This is a genomic window from Sulfitobacter albidus (assembly GCF_018200035.1).
GTDB classification, from domain to species: Bacteria; Pseudomonadota; Alphaproteobacteria; order Rhodobacterales; family Rhodobacteraceae; genus Sulfitobacter; species Sulfitobacter albidus.
The window spans coordinates 1,273,777-1,288,920 of the sequence record NZ_CP073581.1 but is presented as its reverse complement, the minus strand read 5'-3'; the positions used below and the strand labels follow the sequence as shown (position 1 = coordinate 1,288,920).

General features: G+C 65.5%; 15 protein-coding genes and 3 pseudogenes. 13 read left to right on the top strand and 5 right to left on the bottom strand.

Annotation, left to right across the window (positions count from 1 at the left end; all coding sequences use genetic code 11):
• Positions 1–16: 16 nt before the first annotated feature.
• Positions 17–742: a UMP kinase gene (pyrH, locus tag KDD17_RS06060; RefSeq protein ID WP_212705734.1), complete on the bottom strand. Its 726-nt coding sequence runs from the start codon at positions 740–742 to the stop codon at positions 17–19.
• A gap of 101 nt (positions 743–843) precedes the next feature.
• Between pyrH and miaA the strand changes: the two genes are divergently transcribed.
• From miaA to KDD17_RS19010, 8 genes and pseudogenes are all read left to right on the top strand, one after another.
• On the top strand, positions 844–1,728 hold the full coding sequence (gene miaA, locus KDD17_RS06055; RefSeq protein ID WP_212705733.1) for a tRNA (adenosine(37)-N6)-dimethylallyltransferase MiaA: 885 nt from the start codon (positions 844–846) through the stop codon (positions 1,726–1,728).
• A 74-nt stretch (positions 1,729–1,802) separates the two neighbouring features.
• On the top strand, positions 1,803–2,306 hold the full coding sequence (locus tag KDD17_RS18750) for a cupin domain-containing protein (RefSeq protein WP_254796904.1): 504 nt from the start codon (positions 1,803–1,805) through the stop codon (positions 2,304–2,306).
• 26 nt (positions 2,307–2,332) lie between these two features.
• Entirely contained in the window at positions 2,333–2,728 is a 396-nt protein-coding gene (locus tag KDD17_RS18745; protein ID WP_254796903.1) for a helix-turn-helix transcriptional regulator, read from the top strand.
• Positions 2,729–2,895: 167 nt separating this feature from the next.
• The gene (locus tag KDD17_RS06045; protein WP_212705732.1) at positions 2,896–3,942 is read left to right on the top strand and encodes an ABC transporter permease; all 1,047 of its coding nucleotides are present in this window, start codon (positions 2,896–2,898) and stop codon (positions 3,940–3,942) included.
• Between the two features lie 12 nt (positions 3,943–3,954).
• Entirely contained in the window at positions 3,955–4,143 is a 189-nt protein-coding gene (locus KDD17_RS06040) for a hypothetical protein (protein WP_212705731.1), read from the top strand.
• 65 nt (positions 4,144–4,208) lie between these two features.
• Entirely contained in the window at positions 4,209–5,420 is a 1,212-nt protein-coding gene (locus KDD17_RS06035; protein ID WP_348541498.1) for an ABC transporter permease, read from the top strand.
• Between the two features lie 81 nt (positions 5,421–5,501).
• A pseudogene (locus tag KDD17_RS06030) lies at positions 5,502–7,591 on the top strand (dipeptide ABC transporter ATP-binding protein).
• 299 nt (positions 7,592–7,890) lie between these two features.
• Positions 7,891–8,019, top strand: a complete 129-nt coding sequence (locus KDD17_RS19010; RefSeq protein ID WP_284438386.1) for a hypothetical protein — start codon at positions 7,891–7,893, stop codon at positions 8,017–8,019.
• A 251-nt stretch (positions 8,020–8,270) separates the two neighbouring features.
• Here the strand turns inward: KDD17_RS19010 and KDD17_RS06025 are convergent.
• Positions 8,271–8,854: pseudogene (locus KDD17_RS06025) on the bottom strand (lytic transglycosylase domain-containing protein).
• 215 nt (positions 8,855–9,069) lie between these two features.
• Here KDD17_RS06025 and ssb point away from each other — a divergent pair.
• Together ssb and KDD17_RS06015 are read left to right on the top strand one after the other, a co-directional pair.
• A complete protein-coding gene (gene ssb / locus KDD17_RS06020) occupies positions 9,070–9,600 on the top strand; it encodes a single-stranded DNA-binding protein (protein WP_212705729.1) in 531 nt (176 codons plus the stop codon).
• A gap of 3 nt (positions 9,601–9,603) precedes the next feature.
• Positions 9,604–9,915 (top strand): hypothetical protein, encoded by a 312-nt coding sequence (locus tag KDD17_RS06015; protein ID WP_212705728.1) that lies wholly within the window; start codon positions 9,604–9,606, stop codon positions 9,913–9,915.
• Here KDD17_RS06015 and aroB read toward each other — a convergent pair.
• Both aroB and KDD17_RS06005 read right to left on the bottom strand, forming a co-directional pair.
• Positions 9,912–11,014 (bottom strand): annotated as a pseudogene (aroB, locus tag KDD17_RS06010) (3-dehydroquinate synthase). The gene KDD17_RS06015 and the pseudogene aroB overlap by 4 nt on opposite strands.
• Positions 11,007–11,603, bottom strand: coding sequence for a shikimate kinase (locus KDD17_RS06005; protein ID WP_212705727.1), 597 nt, complete (start codon positions 11,601–11,603; stop codon positions 11,007–11,009). The pseudogene aroB and the gene KDD17_RS06005 overlap by 8 nt, the downstream one beginning before the upstream one ends.
• 78 nt (positions 11,604–11,681) lie before the next feature.
• Here KDD17_RS06005 and KDD17_RS06000 point away from each other — a divergent pair, with 78 nt between their 5' ends.
• From KDD17_RS06000 to KDD17_RS05990, 3 genes are read left to right on the top strand one after another with little or no spacing between them, the layout of a single operon-like run.
• Positions 11,682–11,834: a hypothetical protein gene (locus KDD17_RS06000; protein ID WP_212705726.1), complete on the top strand. Its 153-nt coding sequence runs from the start codon at positions 11,682–11,684 to the stop codon at positions 11,832–11,834.
• Positions 11,821–13,386, top strand: coding sequence for a hypothetical protein (locus KDD17_RS05995; RefSeq protein ID WP_254796902.1), 1,566 nt, complete (start codon positions 11,821–11,823; stop codon positions 13,384–13,386). The genes KDD17_RS06000 and KDD17_RS05995 overlap by 14 nt, the downstream gene beginning before the upstream one ends.
• The gene (locus KDD17_RS05990; protein WP_212705725.1) at positions 13,383–14,351 is read left to right on the top strand and encodes a tyrosine recombinase; all 969 of its coding nucleotides are present in this window, start codon (positions 13,383–13,385) and stop codon (positions 14,349–14,351) included. Before KDD17_RS05995 ends, KDD17_RS05990 begins: the two co-directional genes overlap by 4 nt.
• On the opposite strand, the gene KDD17_RS05985 is transcribed toward KDD17_RS05990, so the two are convergent.
• Positions 14,288–15,106, bottom strand: coding sequence for a metallophosphoesterase family protein (locus KDD17_RS05985; RefSeq protein ID WP_212705724.1), 819 nt, complete (start codon positions 15,104–15,106; stop codon positions 14,288–14,290). The two genes, KDD17_RS05990 and KDD17_RS05985, sit on opposite strands and share 64 nt — an antisense overlap.
• Positions 15,107–15,144 lie beyond the last annotated feature (38 nt).

Sequence of the window (15,144 nt, the reverse complement as noted above, 5' to 3'; positions counted from 1 at the left end):
GGTGCGCCCCCGCCCGTTAGCCCTGCACGCGGGTATAGGTGCCCTCGCCCGCGAGAATGCCGCGAAAGCCGCCCGGCTCATCGAGCGAAAAGACGATGATCGGCAGGTTGTTGTCGCGCGCGAGTGCGATGGCCGAGGCGTCCATGACGCCGAGGCGCTTTGCCAGCACATCATCGTAGCTGACCGTGTCATAGCGCACGGCATCGGCGTGTTTGACCGGATCCTTGTCATAGACGCCGTCGACCTTGGTGCCCTTGAAGATCGCCTCGCAGGACATCTCGTTGGCGCGCAGCGTCGCCGCCGTATCGGTGGTGAAATAGGGGTTGCCGGTGCCTGCGGCAAAGATGCAGACGCGCTTTTTTTCAAGATGGCGCACGGCGCGGCGGCGGATGTAGGGCTCCGCCACCTCGTTCATGGTGATGGCGGAAATGACGCGGGTGTGGATGCCCAGCCCCTCAAGCGCGGATTGCATCGCCAGCGCGTTCATCACCGTGGCGAGCATGCCCATGTAGTCCGCGGTCGTGCGCTCCATCCCCTGTGCGGAGCCTTGCAGCCCGCGAAAGATGTTGCCGCCGCCGATGACCATGCAGATCTCGACCCCCATCTCGTGCACCGATTGCACCTCGCGGGCGATGCGTTCCACCGTGGGCGGGTTCAGGCCAAAGCCTGCGTCGCCCATCAGCGCCTCGCCTGAAATCTTGAGCATGACGCGTTTGAAGGTGGCATTGGCGGGATCTGACATGGGGGTCCTTTCGGGGGAGCAGCCTGGCGGGTTTCGCTGGGATGCAAAATGTCGCAAACAGGGGAAAGGTTCAATGCGGGGCGCGCGCAAGGTGGCAAGAAATGTCTGATGAGGATCGCGCGGCGCTGATCGCCGCCGCCGGGCGGGACCGGCCCGTGCTGATCGCGGGGCCGACGGCCTCGGGCAAATCGGCGCTGGCGCTGGCGATTGCCGAGGCGCAGGGCGGTGTGATCGTGAACGCGGATGCCAGCCAGATCTACGACTGCTGGCGGGTGATCACCGCGCGCCCCACTGCGGACGAAGAGGCCCGCGCGCCGCACCGTCTGTACGGTCATGTGGGCGCGCGGGAGACCTATTCCACTGGCCACTGGCTGCGCGAGGTGGCGCCGCTGCTGGCGGGCGGGCCGCGCCCGATCATCGTGGGCGGTACGGGTCTCTATTTCCGCGCGCTGACCGAGGGGCTGGCGGAGATCCCGGCCACGCCCCCCGAGGTGCGCGCGCGCGGCGATGCGATGACGCTGGACGCGCTGCTCGCAGAGCTGGATGGCCCTACAGCGGCGGGCATCGACTGTGCCAACCGGGCGCGGGTGCAGCGCGCGTGGGAAGTCTGGCAAGCCACCGGGCGCGGGCTTTCGCAGTGGCAGGCGGAGACGTCCGCCCCGCTGCTGGAACCCGATGCCTGTCTGCGCATCGCGGTTACGGTCGAGGCAGACTGGCTCAACGCCCGCATTGCCCGGCGGTTCGACGCGATGATCGCGGGTGGCGCGCTTGACGAGATCGCGGCAGTGGCGCCGGATTACGACCCCGCCCTGCCCGCGCACCGCGCCATTGGCGTGCCCGAATTGATGGCCCATCACCGGGGCGACATCCCGCTGGACGCCGCCCGCGAGGCGGCTGTGATCGCCACCCGGCAATACGCCAAGCGACAGCGCACCTGGCAACGCTCGAAAATGGGCGATTGGCGGCGCTGGTGCCCTGCGCCCTGAGATTGGGGATGTGCGCCCTCGCAATGTCCCGCTATGGTTGAATTTTGGGGAATCACACGCAGGAGTGCGCGCCCGTGTCCGACACCAACCTGCAGGTGCAAAGCCTCGCACAGCTGAGCAAAGGCGGCGACTGGCGGCTGGCGCTGGCGCATGACCGAGACGTGCACGCGCTGATCTGGATCACGCGCGGACAGGGCAAGCTGCTGCTGGACGGCCGCCGCCGGGGTCTGGGCCCGCACAACGCGATCTTTGTGCCCGCGGGCGCGCTGATGGCGCTGGAGCTGGGGCGGCAATGCCTAGGTCACGCGGTGCTGATCCCGGCGGCAACCTCGTTGCGGCTGCTGCAGACGCCTTGCCAGATCCGGGTGCGCGATGCGGGCGCGCAGGCAGAGCTGTCGGCGCTCATTGACGCGGCCCTGCGCGAGCAGACCCTGGCCCGCCCACTGGCGCAGGACGCAATGGAGGCCCATGCCGCGCTGATGTCGGTCTGGCTGCACCGGCAGATCGGTGACGCGGCCCATGTGCCCCCGAACTGTCCGCGGCAGAGACGCTGTCGCAGCGATTTTGCGCGCTGCTGAGTGCCGGCTACACCACCGGCGCGCCGATGAGCGGCTACGCCGAAATGCTTGAAGTCACGCCGACCCATCTGGCGCGATGCGTCAAGGCCGCCACCGGCAAGACCGCCGCCGAGCTTTTGACCGAACGCACCCTGCACGCCGCGCGCGTGTTGCTTGAGACCTCGACCCACCCCGCCTGCAATATCTCGCGGCATCTGGGCTTTGGCAGCCCCGCCTATTTCACCCGTTTCATGCAGCAGCATACCGGGCTGACCCCGCGTCAGCTGCGCGGTCCGCGCGCATCCGTCCCCGCGGCGATGGGCAGCGATCAAAGGAACATGTCGCGCAGGGACAAGTTTAATCCCATTCGCGACATTGACGCGGCCCCCGTTCTTGTGCCTGATGAGCGAAAGGAGCCACGCCAAGCGATGGCTGCGCAATAAAGGGCGGCCCGATCCGCCTTTCAGGGGAGACGACGATCCGGCGCGGGCAGATGCCCCGTGCAAGGTGGGCGTGCGAGGCGCCCTTACCCACAAACACAAATGACGGGCAGATATGCCCGGCCAGCGGCTGCGATTGCGCGGCGCGGCCACCACGGGGGCTTTACGACATGGGACTTTTCATTCTGCGACGGTTGGGCGTGATGCTGCTGACGGCCCTGTGCCTGACGTTTATCGTTTTCTGGCTGACCAACCTCTACCCGAACCTCGAAAAACTGGCCAAAACCCAAGGTAACTTCCGCATGAGCGATGAGGCCGTGGCCTCCTATCTCGGCGATCGCGGCTATTTGCAGCCCCTGCCGGTGAAATTCGCGCAATGGATGGGTGTGGCGCCCGGATGGGTCACCGAACAGGAGGACGGCACCACCTTTGGCCGCTGCTTTACCGCCAGCACGCCCGAGGAAGAGCGCGACACCTTCTGCGGCGTGCTTCAGGGCGATTGGGGCTTTTCCACCGTGTTCAAGGAGGACGTGGGCGAGATCGTGGCAACCCGCCTGGCCGCCACAGGCAAGCTGATGGGGTTTGTGCTGCTGCTCATGGTGCCGATGGCGCTGCTGATCGGCGTACTGGCCGGGATGCGCGAGGGGTCCAAGCTGGACCGGTCGCTGTCGACGGTGAGTATCGTGACCACGGCGACGCCTGAATATGTCTCGGGCGTGATCTTCATAGCGGTCTTTGCCTCGTCTGCCTTCGGGCTCAAATGGTTCAAGGGCTCCGCCACCACCGCGATGGAGAACGCCACGTTCGAGAATTTCTTTCTGCCGGTGCTGACGATCTCGCTGTATGGGATGGGCTATATCGCGCGGATGACCCGCGCGAGCATGACCGAGGTGATGACCGCGCAATACATCCGCACGGCGCGGCTCAAGGGTGTGAGTTTTGGTAATATCGTTCTGAAACACGCGCTCAGGAACGCGCTGATCGCGCCTTTCACGGTGATCATGTTGCAGATCCCGTGGCTTTTGAACGGTGTGGTGATCGTCGAGACGCTGTTCAACTACAAGGGCTTCGGCTGGACGCTGGTACAGGCGGCGGGCAACAACGATATCGAGCTGCTGCTGGCGGTGTCGGTCGTGTCGGTGATCGTGGTGCTGCTGACGCAGCTGATCTCCGACATCGGCTACGTGTTCCTCAACCCGCGCATCCGCATTTCATAAGGGGCTGATCAGATGGAAGAATTGACCTGGACCGGCGCACTTGCCCCGATCAACCTGTTTCTGGCCCTCGCGGTGGCGGTGCTGCTGATCGCGGCGGTGGCGCAGATCATCGTCAGCATGGCGACCTCCTCGGGGGACGTGCGGTCTACGCGGATGGCTCGCTGGCGGCTGACAAGGGGCTGTCAGGCTTCCTTGGCATGATTGTGCAGTGGAGCTTTTACGTCACGCTTGGCCTCTTGGTGCTGTATCTGCTGGCGGGCGTGGTGATGGGCCCGGCGGCGGGCATCATCGGCGGGATGAGCCAACAACTGACACCGGTATGGATCGCGCTGGTAGTGACCTTCGTGCTGTCGATCACGTTCAAGCGTAAGCTGGGCCTCTACGGCAAGCTCTTTGACAGCACCGTGGGGATGATCGGCTTTGGCCTTGTGATGTTCTGGGTCTACGCCGGTTTCATGGGCGGCGTGCTGGAATGGATCGTCACCCACGACACGCTGAGCCAGTCGTCGGGCATGAAGAACAAACTGCCCGGCACGCCCCTGCGCGGTGCGGAGGAAGGCGAATACGCCTGGTTCCTGCTGGGCGGTGACAACCTGGCACGCGACATCTTCAGCCGCCTGTTCGCGGGCGCCTGGATCGTGGTGGTGATCGCGCCGCTGGCGACGCTGTTTGCGTTCATGGTGGGGATCACGCTGGGGCTGCCTGCGGGCTACTACGGCGGGAAGCTGGATACGTTCCTGTCGTTTCTGGCCAACCTCATCCTCGCCTTCCCGGTGATCTTGCTGTTCTTTTTGCTGGTCACGCCGGAAATCGTGCTGACGGGGATTCCGAACTATATGGCGGCGGTGCTGTTCTTCTTTCCCATCGTGTTCCTCACGGTGCTGCTGAACTCCCGCTTCTACACGCAACCTTCGGTGCGCACGCCCCTGCTGATTGTGGTAATCGGGGGGATGTTCTGGGCCTATCTGGCGATGATCTCGAACGACGGGACCATCGTGGACAATCCCGATACCACCATTCCCGGCCTACCGACGTTCCTTGACTGGATCCCGATGCCGTCGGAAGTGCTGGTGGTATTCGTGTCGGTGGTGTTCGTGAACTCGCCCACGGTGTTCCGCATCGTGCGGGGCCTGGCACTGGACATCAAGACACGCGACTACGTCGCCGCCGCGCAGACCCGTGGCGAGGGCCCGTGGTACATCATGCTGTGGGAGATCCTGCCAAACGCGCGCGGACCGCTGATCGTCGATTTCTGCCTGCGCATCGGCTATACGACGATCCTTCTAGGCACGCTGGGCTTTTTCGGCCTCGGGCTGGAATCCGAGAGCCCGGATTGGGGCACCACGATCAACGCCGGGCGCCGGTTGCTGAGCATTTACCCCCACGCGGCAATTGCGCCTGCGCTGGCGCTGCTGACGCTGGTGCTGGGTCTGAACCTGCTGGCCGACGGCCTGCGCGAGGAAAGCCTGCGCGACTAAGCTGCCCCCGGTCGGCGGGATCACCGCCGGCCGCATCCCATTTCCGCCGGGCAGCCCCCGGCAACCGAGGAGACACCGGATATGCCAAAAGAGACCTACGACGGGCCGATCCTGGAGATCGACAAGCTGTCGATTTCGTTTTTCACCCGCCTGCGCGAGATCCCGGCGGTCATGGATTTCTCGGTCGCGGTGAAGCCGGGCGAGGCCGTGGGCCTTGTGGGGGAATCGGGCTGTGGTAAATCCACCGTGGCACTGGGCGTGATGCAGGATCTGGGCAAGAACGGGCGCATCGTCGGCGGCTCGATCAAGTTCAAGGGCCGCGATCTGGGCGAGATGTCGGACGAGGAGCTGCGCGACATCCGCGGCTCGGAAATCGCGATGATCTATCAGGAGCCGATGGCCTCGCTGAACCCCGCGATGAAGATCGGGCGCCAGCTGATGGAAGTGCCGATGATCCATGCGGGCATGAATGAAAAAGACGCCTACACGCGCGCGCTTCAGGTGGTCACGGACGTGAAGCTGCCCGACCCCAAGAGGATCCTCGAAGCCTATCCGCACCAGCTGTCGGGCGGCCAGCAGCAGCGTATCGTGATCGCCATGGCGCTGATGAGCGAGCCGTCGCTGCTCATTCTCGATGAGCCGACGACCGCGCTGGATGTGACGGTCGAGGCGGCGGTGGTCGAGCTGGTCAAGGATCTGGGCAAGAAATACGGCACTTCGATGCTGTTCATCAGCCACAACCTCGGGCTGGTGCTGGAGACCTGCGACCGCATCTGCGTGATGTATTCCGGCGAAGCGGTGGAGCGGGGATCCATCGAGGATGTGTTCGACGAGATGCAGCACCCCTACACGCAGGCGCTCTTCCGCTCGATCCCCCTGCCCGGCGCGGATAAGAACGCGCGCCCGCTGGTGGCGATCCCCGGCAATTTCCCGTTGCCGCACGAGCGGCCCAAGGGCTGCAACTTTGGCCCGCGCTGCGATTATTTCGAGGCCGGGCGTTGCGACACCGGCCATATCGCGATGCAGGACGTGCCCGGAAACGAGCGCCACGCCACCCGCTGCGTGAAATTCGACGAGATCGACTGGAAGGCGCCGCTGGAGCTGGCACAGACCAAGACCAAGGGCGAGATCGGGGATGTCATCCTGAAGATGGACAACCTCAAAAAATACTATCAGGTCGCGGCCAACGCGCTGTTTGGCGGCGGCGAGACCAAGGTGGTCAAGGCCAACGAGACGCTGAGTTTCGAGGCGCGCGAGAGCGAGACACTGGCCATCGTGGGCGAATCCGGCTGCGGCAAATCCACCTTTGCCAAGGTGCTGATGGGGCTGGAGACGGCGACGGACGGGCAGATCCTGCTGGATAACCAGAGCATCGGTGACGTGCCCATCGAAAAGCGGTCGACCAAGAACGTGGCCGACGTGCAGATGGTGTTCCAGAACCCCTTTGACACGCTCAACCCGTCAATGACCGTGGGTCGGCAAATTATCCGCGCGCTTGAGATCTTCAAGATCGGCAAGAACGAGGGCGAGCGGCGCACGCGGATGCTGGAACTGCTGGATCTGGTAAAGCTGCCGCGCGAATTTGCCGACCGGATGCCGCGCCAGCTGTCGGGCGGACAAAAGCAGCGCGTGGGCATCGCGCGCGCCTTTGCTGGCGACGCGCGGATCGTGGTCGCGGATGAGCCCGTTTCGGCGCTCGACGTGTCGGTGCAGGCGGCGGTGACGGATCTGCTGATGGAAATCCAGCGTGAGCAGAAGACCACGCTGCTGTTCATCTCTCATGACCTGAGCATCGTGCGCTATCTCAGCGACCGGGTGATGGTGATGTATCTGGGCCATGTGGTCGAGCTGGGCACGACGGATCAGGTCTTCTCCCCGCCCTATCACCCCTATACGGAAGCGCTTTTGTCGGCGGTGCCAATCGCCGATACGAAGGTCAAGAAAAAGCACATCGTGCTGGAGGGCGATATCCCCTCTGCGATGAACCCGCCCCCGGCTGCCCGTTCCAGACGCGCTGCCGCTGGAAGGACAAGGTCGCGGGCAATCTGTGCGAGACCGAAGTGCCGCCCGTGCGCCGTCTGGCCGAGGGGCATCAGGTGAAATGCCACCTGCCCGATGCGGAGCTGGACGCGATGGAGCCGGTGATCGAGGTAAACGTCGCCGCCGAATGACGCACAACGGCAAAAGGGCGGCGCCGGGTGCCGGCAGCCGCCCTTTTTGCGTGCGCCTGTGTGCCGGTCTAGAAGAGCGGCAGATCCACCAATGCGGTGCCGATCGAGGCAGGGAAGTACGCGGCTGCAAAATAGAGAAACGCCGGGAAGCGCGCACGCATGACGGCCCCGAGGATGGCCATGGCCGGCCCTGCACAAAGGCCAACGAGGACAACAATCGTGGCGTATCCGTAGTAATCGGTCGCAGGCCCCAGGGCATCGCCGGGTTCTCAAGCCCTGCGGCCAGCGCACCCACGATCATGCCCAGCACCAGACCCATCAGCATCGGTTTGAAATTGCGGCGCGCGGTCGGCGCCTCGTTCATCACCGGTGAGCTGAACCGCGAGCACGCAACGCCGTCGCCGCTGTTCATCTCGGCCGCGCCATAGCCGGTGCGGTTGTTGATGCGGGAGATACGTTCGTTGAAAATATCACGGCTCATGGCGGTCGCTCCTTTGCTTGTGAAGGGTATGCAAGCGGAAGGGGGCGAGATTTGGGCACACGCGTTGAGGGAATTGGGCAAAGCCGCCACTTTTCCGTCGAAACGCTGAAAATTTGTTTTTTCTCAGCAGGATATGGTTAACAGCGCGCTAAAGTTGACGTTGCGTAACGCTCACGTAAACCAAAGATCCGCCGAAAATCAGCGGCCCGCGATGATGCGCACGTAGTTCTTGGTCTCGCGAAATGGGGGATGCCGCCGTATTTTTTCACCGCGCCGGGACCTGCGTTATAGGCGGCAAGCGCCAGACGCCAGGTGCCGAAAGTCTTGTACTGTTGCTTGAGATAGCGCGCGCCCCCTTCGAGGTTCTGCGCGGGATTGCGCGGATCGACCCGCAGCAGCGCCGCGGTGCCGGGCATCAGCTGCGCCAGCCCCAGCGCGCCGGCACTCGACACTGCCTTGTCGTTCCAGCCGCTTTCCTGTTGCACCAGCCGCAGAAACAGATCTTCGGGGATGCCGTGCTTGCGCGCGGCGTTCTTGGCCATCGCCAGATACGGACCGCGATAGCGACCGCGCCATTTCTTGACAGTGCCCGCCCCGTCATCCCATTTCGTCGGCGTGACGACTTTGGGCGGCTGAAGCCGGGCGGAGCCGTGGTATTGCTTGGACGCGCGGTTATCGAGCAGTTTGGTCTGCGAGGAAAAGAGTTTCGCCCGGTTCTTGGACGAAAAGATATCCGCCGCCGCAGGCCCCCAAGGCCCAGCGTGCCGATCACTACGCTCAATACAGCTATGCGCATAAGGCCCCTGCCCGCATCATCTTGTGCGCGGACTATATCAGCCCGGACGCCCGTGACCATCCCCGAAAAAGGCGACACACCTCGCGCGCGGCGGGATATTCGGCTGTGCCCCGCAGGGGTTCACGGTATAACCGGCGCCAAGCCAGCGCGGCGCGATTCCCGCCGCGCCCGACACGCAGACGACAGTAAAGGATCAGCAGCATGGCAGGCTCCGTCAACAAGGTCATCCTCATCGGCAATCTCGGGCGCGACCCCGAAGTGCGCAGTTTTCAAAATGGCGGCAAGGTGTGCAACCTGCGCATTGCCACGTCCGAAAACTGGAAAGACCGCAACACCGGCGAGCGGCGCGAAAAGACCGAATGGCACACGGTCGCGATCTTCAACGAGGGTCTGGTGCGCATTGCCGAGCAGTACCTCAAGAAAGGCTCCAAGATCTATGTCGAGGGGCAGCTGGAAACGCGCAAGTGGCAGGACCAATCTGGCGCCGACCGCTATTCGACCGAGGTCGTGCTGCGCAACTACGGCGGCACGCTGACCATGCTCGACGGGCGTGACGGCGGCGGCGGGGGCGGAATGGGCGGCGGCGGTGGCGGCGGTTACGATGATCGCGGATCCATCGGCGGTGGTGGCTACGATCAGGGCGGCGGCTACGGCGGTGGCTCTGGTGGCGGTCAGGGCTCCGGCGGTGGCGGCGGTGGCGCGCGCGACCTCGACGACGAAATCCCGTTCTGATCCATGAGCCCTGAACTCAAGATCCTGATTTTCACGGCGGCGGCGATGGGCTTTGCCTATCTCGCCGTCTATCCCCGCATGCCGAAAAAGACGATCACGCGCATGATGCGGATCGATCTGGGGATCGGCGCGGTGCTGCTGGTCGTGGTCGGATTGGTCTACGCCGGGCAAGGCATCGGATTTTCGCTGATCTTTTTCGATGTGCCGTGGTGGCTCTATACGCTCGTGATCGCGATGCTGGTCGAAACGCCGCTGTTCATCTGGTTCACACGCAAGCACGGGATCGACATCACCGACATCGACGACCGCGATTAACCCGCGTCGCGCAGCACCCGAAGCACATCGTCGGGGGCCACGTCGGAGGTCACAAATGCCTCCCCGATCCCGCGCGCGAGGATAAAGCGCAGTTTGCCGTCGACGACCTTCTTGTCCTGCCCCATCAGCGCCAGCAGCGCCTCGGCACCCGGCAGATCGCCGTCGATGTCGCGCAGATCGGTTTTCATGCCCATATCGCGCAGATGGGCGCGCACGCGGCTGGGATCTTCCTGCGCGCACAGACCCATGCGGGCCGACAGCTCGAACGCCAGCGCGCAGCCGATGGCCACCCCTTCGCCGTGCAGCAGACGGTCGGAATAGCCCGTTGCGGCCTCAAGCGCGTGGCAGAACGTGTGACCAAGGTTCAGGAGCGCGCGGTCGCCCTGCTCCGTCTCGTCGCGGATCACGATCTCGGCCTTCATCTCGACCGAGCGGCGCACGGCGCGGGCACGCGCGGCCATATCTCCTGCGGCAAGTGCCGGCCCCGCCGCTTCGAGCCAGTCAAAGAACGCCGCATCCCCCAACAGTCCGTATTTGACGACCTCACCGTAACCCGCGAGGAAATCGCGGGGCGTGAGCGTGCCCAGCACGGCCACATCCGCCAGCACCAGCGCGGGCTGGTGGAACGCCCCCACGAGGTTTTTGCCGTGCCGCGTGTTGATACCCGTCTTGCCGCCGACCGAGCTGTCGACCTGCGCCAGCAGCGACGTGGGGATCTGCACAAACCGCACACCCCGGCGCAGCACGGCGGCGGCAAAGCCCACCAGATCGCCGATCACCCCCCGCCAAAGGCCACGACCACATCGCCACGTTCGATCTGCTGGTCGAGCAGCCATTCGACGCAGGTTTGCAGGTTGGCCCAGCTTTTGGTGCCCTCGCCGGGCGGCAGTTCCAGCACGGCGGCGGTGATGCCCTCGGCATCCAGCGCGTCCGTGAGGGATTTGAGATGCAGCACGGCCACGTTTTCGTCGGTAATGATCGCTACGCGCGGGCGGCGCAGGAGTGGGGCGATGCGCGTGCCCGCCTGCGCCAGCAGATCCGGGCCAATCACCACGTCATAGGCACGGCCGGGCAGATCGACGTGTACGGTCTCAACCATCGAGGCTCTCCAGAACATCCGCGCGGGTGGCGAGGGTCGCAATGACGCGGTCGGCCATGGCGTCGATGCTGAGGCCCGGCGCGCAGGGCACACGCAATTCCGCCTCGCGGTAGATTGGCGTGCGCACGGCAAAGATCTCCGCCAGCGTGGCGCGCGGATCGGGGGTGCGCAGCAGCGGGCGCGTGTCCTTGTGGCGCACGCGGTTCCACAGCAGATCAAGATCCGCATCAAGCCAGACCGCCACGCCCGCGCGCGCGATGTTGGCCCGGTTTTCCGCCGCAAGATAGGCGCCGCCGCCCGTCGACAGGATGCCCGTCTCCGTCTCCAGCAGGCGGCGGATCACTTCGGTTTCGCGCTTGCGGAAAAACGGCTCTCCGTCGCGGGTAAAGATTTCGGGCACCGACAGGTTCGCCGCGCGCTCGATCTCCGCATCGCTGTCGAGGAAGGGCACAGCCAGTTTGGCGGCCACCGCGCGACCCACGGCCGTCTTGCCAGACCCCATCATGCCGACCATCGCCACGGTTTTGCGCAGCCGGAAACGGGGCGGGGAATGGCGGTTATCTGCCGGGGTATGCTCAATTTCGCTCATTTGCTCCTGAATGACGTGATCTTGCCGAAAAGGCCATATATAAGTTCAAGAAAATAGCGGGCGAAAAGGCAGTCAGGCATGTTAGGGAAACTCTTCAAGCTCTTGTTTATCCTTGTGATACTCGGATTCATCGGGCTGGTCGGGTTTGCCTATGTCGGCCCCTTCATGGGCGTCGATTTTGCCCCTCCCAAAACCGAGATCCGGATGCCCGTCACGCTTGACGGGTCCTGAGGTGCGCGCGCGCGGGTGGATCCTTGCCGCGGTGATCGGCGGTTTGGCGCCGCAGGCCGTGGCCGAGCAGGATGCGCCGCTGTCGGTCATCGACTGGCTGGACGCGCCGCAGCCGTTGGCCTCGCTTCCGCGCGCGCCGCAGGTGGCCGCCCCGGCGCCGGTGGACGAGCCTGCCGTGGCCGCGACCGGCACCGCCCCCGCCATCACCACCCGCCCGCTGAGCGACAGCGCCCCGCTGACCGTCGGCCTTGTGCCCGCCGCCGTCACGGGGATGCGGCCAGACCTGTGGCAGGGGAGCAAACCGCGCGAGGCCGGGCGCGCGATCCGCGATCTGCCGACCTCCGATCTGCCTGCCGCGAACGCGCTTTTGTATACGCTGCTGCTGGCGGAGGCCGCGACGCCGCCCGACATTTCGGTGCCGTTGACCCGCGCGCGGGTGGGCAAGCTGATGGCGCTGGGGGCCGTGGATCCCGCGCTTTCGCTGATTGAACAGGCAGGCGGCCCACGCGATCCGGCGCTTTTTGATCTCTGGGCGGATCTGACCCTGCTGATCGGGACCGAGGATCGCGCCTGCGGGGCGCTGTCGCGCAATCCGCAACTGAGCCGCGACATCGGTCTGCGCATATTCTGCGACGCGCGCGGCGGGAACTGGGCCGATGCGGCGCTGACCTTTGGCTCGGCCCGCGCGCTGGGTTTGATGCCGCGCGAGACGCTTGAGGTTTTTGACCGTTTTCTTAACCCCGATGTGTTCGAGGATGCGGCCCCCCTGCCCGCGCCGCGCAAGATGACGCCGTTGACCTTCCGCCTGTTCGAGACGATCGGGGAGCCGCTGCCCACGCGCCCCTTGCCACGTCCCTATGCGGTGGCCGATCTGCGCGATATTTCGGGCTGGAAATCCCAGCTGGAAGCGGCCGAGCGGCTGACGCGGGCGGGCGCGCTGCCCGACAATCGTCTGCTGGGTCTCTATACCAATCGCAAGCCTGCAGCCTCGGGCGGGATTTGGGACCGCGTGCGCGCGGTGCAACGGTTTGATGCCGCCCTCGACGCGGAGGCGCAGGCGGTGGCGCGTCACTTGCCACCGGCGTGGGAGGCGATGCGCGCCGCGGGGCTTGAGGTCAGTTTTTCCGCCGCGTTTCACGACCGGCTGGCGCCACTTGCGCTGAGCGGCAAGGCCGCCGAGGTGCAGCAGTTGATGGGGCTGTTGTCACCCGCCTATGAGGATGTCGCCCGCGCGATTCCGCCCGGTGGCCCGCTTGATCTGGCGCGCGCGGTTGCCGGGGGCGAGGTGCCCGCGCGCGCACCCGACGAAGCACTGCCCCGCGCGATCCATGACGGGTTCGGCGCGCCCGTGCCGATGCCTGCCGCGATGGCGCTCGCGCAGGACGGGCGGCTGGGCGAGGCGTTGCTGATGACGCTGCGCGAGCTTTACGACGGGCAGCGCGGCGACAGCCGCGCACTGCGCCGGGCGATCAGCACCCTGCGCGCGCTGGGGCTTGAGGACACCGCCCGGCGCGCCGCACTCCAGATCCTTTTGCGGACAGAGCCTGAATGAGCGGCACGTGGATCTCTGCCTTTCTGGAGGCACAGGCGGCAGAGCTGGGGGCCGCGCGTAACACGTTGCTGGCCTACGGGCGCGATCTGAAGGATTTCGAGGCGTGGCTGGCGGGCAAGGGTGCTGGCTTCGACACCGCCGACCGCGCGCAGGTCGAGGCCTATCTGATCCACTGCGATGCGCAGGGGCTGGCCAAATCCACCCGCGCGCGGCGTTTGTCGTCGATCAAGCAGCTCTACCGTTTTGCCTTTGAGGAAGGGCTGCGCAGCGATAATCCTGCGATCCAGATTGCGGGGCCCGGCCAGGACAAGCGCCTGCCCAAGGTGCTGAGCGTCGAGGAGGTCGACCGATTGCTGGACGCCGCGCGCGGGCTGGGCCGCACCCCCGCCGACCGGCTGCGCAACACCTGCCTGATGGAGCTGCTCTATGCCACCGGCATGCGCGTGACCGAATTGGTGAGCCTGCCCGTCGCTGCCGCGCGCGGCGATCCGCGCCTGCTGCTGATCCTGGGCAAGGGCGGCAAGGAACGGATGGTGCCCCTGTCACCCGACGCGCGCGATGCGCTGGCCGCTTGGCTGATCCAGCGCGACAGCGATGAGGCCGCCGCACGGGCCGCCAAACCTACGCCTGCATCGCGGTTCCTGTTTCCCTCGCGCGGGGTCGCGGGGCATCTGACGCGGCACCGCTTTTATCTGCTTATCAAGGAAATCGCGGTCGCGGCCGGCGTCTCCCCCGACAAGGTGACACCGCACACGCTGCGCCATGCCTTTGCCACCCATCTGCTGGCCGGCGGTGCCGATCTGCGCGCGATCCAGACGATGCTGGGCCACGCCGATGTGGCCACGACCGAGATCTACACCCATGTGCTCGACGCGCGCCTTGCAGAGCTGGTGCTGGATCATCACCCCCTGTCCGAGACCGGCACGCGCAAGGGGTCGGGCAAGACATCCTCGGACGGCCAATAGCCGCTTTGCAACGCGTCGTGGTAGGCGGGCGGCAGGAAGGCGGCGCGCATTTCGGCCATTGCCGTTTTGTGATCGTATGACAACCGCTCGATCCGCATCTGCCCGTCGCTGAGCACACCGTAGCGTGTCGCCGGGTCGCCATCGTGCGGGGGCATGCCGATGACGCCCGCGTTCATCCACGCCCCGCGCGCGGTCAGGCGCAGGAACGGCAGGCCGCAATGGCCCGCAATCACTGCGTCCACCGGTCCCACGGCCCTCTCAAGCGCGGCCCATTCGCGCGCAAAAAGCGCGTCCTCATCCGTTTCCCAGATGAATTGCGCCACATCGCGCATCCCGCCGTGGAGCACGCCAAAGCGTTTTCCCGCCTGCTCGAACGTGATGACGCCGGGCAGATCGGCCATCCACGCCTTGTCTGCGGCGGGCACCACGGCGCGGGCGTGGGCGTACCACGCGTTGCTGAGCAGATCGCAGGCGCTGCCGTCGGCGAAACCGCAGCCACAATCCTCGGCATCCTGCGCCAGCTGGATTTCACAATTGCCGGCCAGCACGGCGCACCCGCTGTCGCGCAATGCGGCCACCGTCTCCCGCGCACCGCCGCAATACGCCACCGTGTCGCCGGTGCAGATCATGCGATCGCCGGGGATCGCCAGTTCCCGCGCGCGCGCCAGCAGCGCCTGCGTGGCCTGCGCATTGGAATAGGGCCCGCCAAAGACCAGCACATCCCCCTCCAGCACGCCAAGATCACGGTGTCGCATCTGTCTCTCCTTGAACGTGCGCGCCTTGCATCCCATAA

Excerpts from the sequence above, each read along its gene's own strand:
- pyrH (WP_212705734.1), bottom strand. The coding sequence starts at position 742 with ATGTCAGATCCCGCCAATGCCACCTTCAAACGCGTCATGCTCAAGATT.
- miaA (WP_212705733.1), top strand. The coding sequence starts at position 844 with ATGTCTGATGAGGATCGCGCGGCGCTGATCGCCGCCGCCGGGCGGGAC.
- KDD17_RS18745 (WP_254796903.1), top strand. The coding sequence starts at position 2,333 with ATGAGCGGCTACGCCGAAATGCTTGAAGTCACGCCGACCCATCTGGCG.
- KDD17_RS06045 (WP_212705732.1), top strand. The coding sequence starts at position 2,896 with ATGGGACTTTTCATTCTGCGACGGTTGGGCGTGATGCTGCTGACGGCC.
- KDD17_RS06040 (WP_212705731.1), top strand. The coding sequence starts at position 3,955 with ATGGAAGAATTGACCTGGACCGGCGCACTTGCCCCGATCAACCTGTTT.
- KDD17_RS06035 (WP_348541498.1), top strand. The coding sequence starts at position 4,209 with ATGGGCCCGGCGGCGGGCATCATCGGCGGGATGAGCCAACAACTGACA.
- KDD17_RS19010 (WP_284438386.1), top strand. The coding sequence starts at position 7,891 with ATGCCCAGCACCAGACCCATCAGCATCGGTTTGAAATTGCGGCGCGCG.
- ssb (WP_212705729.1), top strand. The coding sequence starts at position 9,070 with ATGGCAGGCTCCGTCAACAAGGTCATCCTCATCGGCAATCTCGGGCGC.
- KDD17_RS06015 (WP_212705728.1), top strand. The coding sequence starts at position 9,604 with ATGAGCCCTGAACTCAAGATCCTGATTTTCACGGCGGCGGCGATGGGC.
- KDD17_RS06005 (WP_212705727.1), bottom strand. The coding sequence starts at position 11,603 with ATGAGCGAAATTGAGCATACCCCGGCAGATAACCGCCATTCCCCGCCC.
- KDD17_RS06000 (WP_212705726.1), top strand. The coding sequence starts at position 11,682 with ATGTTAGGGAAACTCTTCAAGCTCTTGTTTATCCTTGTGATACTCGGA.
- KDD17_RS05990 (WP_212705725.1), top strand. The coding sequence starts at position 13,383 with ATGAGCGGCACGTGGATCTCTGCCTTTCTGGAGGCACAGGCGGCAGAG.
- KDD17_RS05985 (WP_212705724.1), bottom strand. The coding sequence starts at position 15,106 with ATGCGACACCGTGATCTTGGCGTGCTGGAGGGGGATGTGCTGGTCTTT.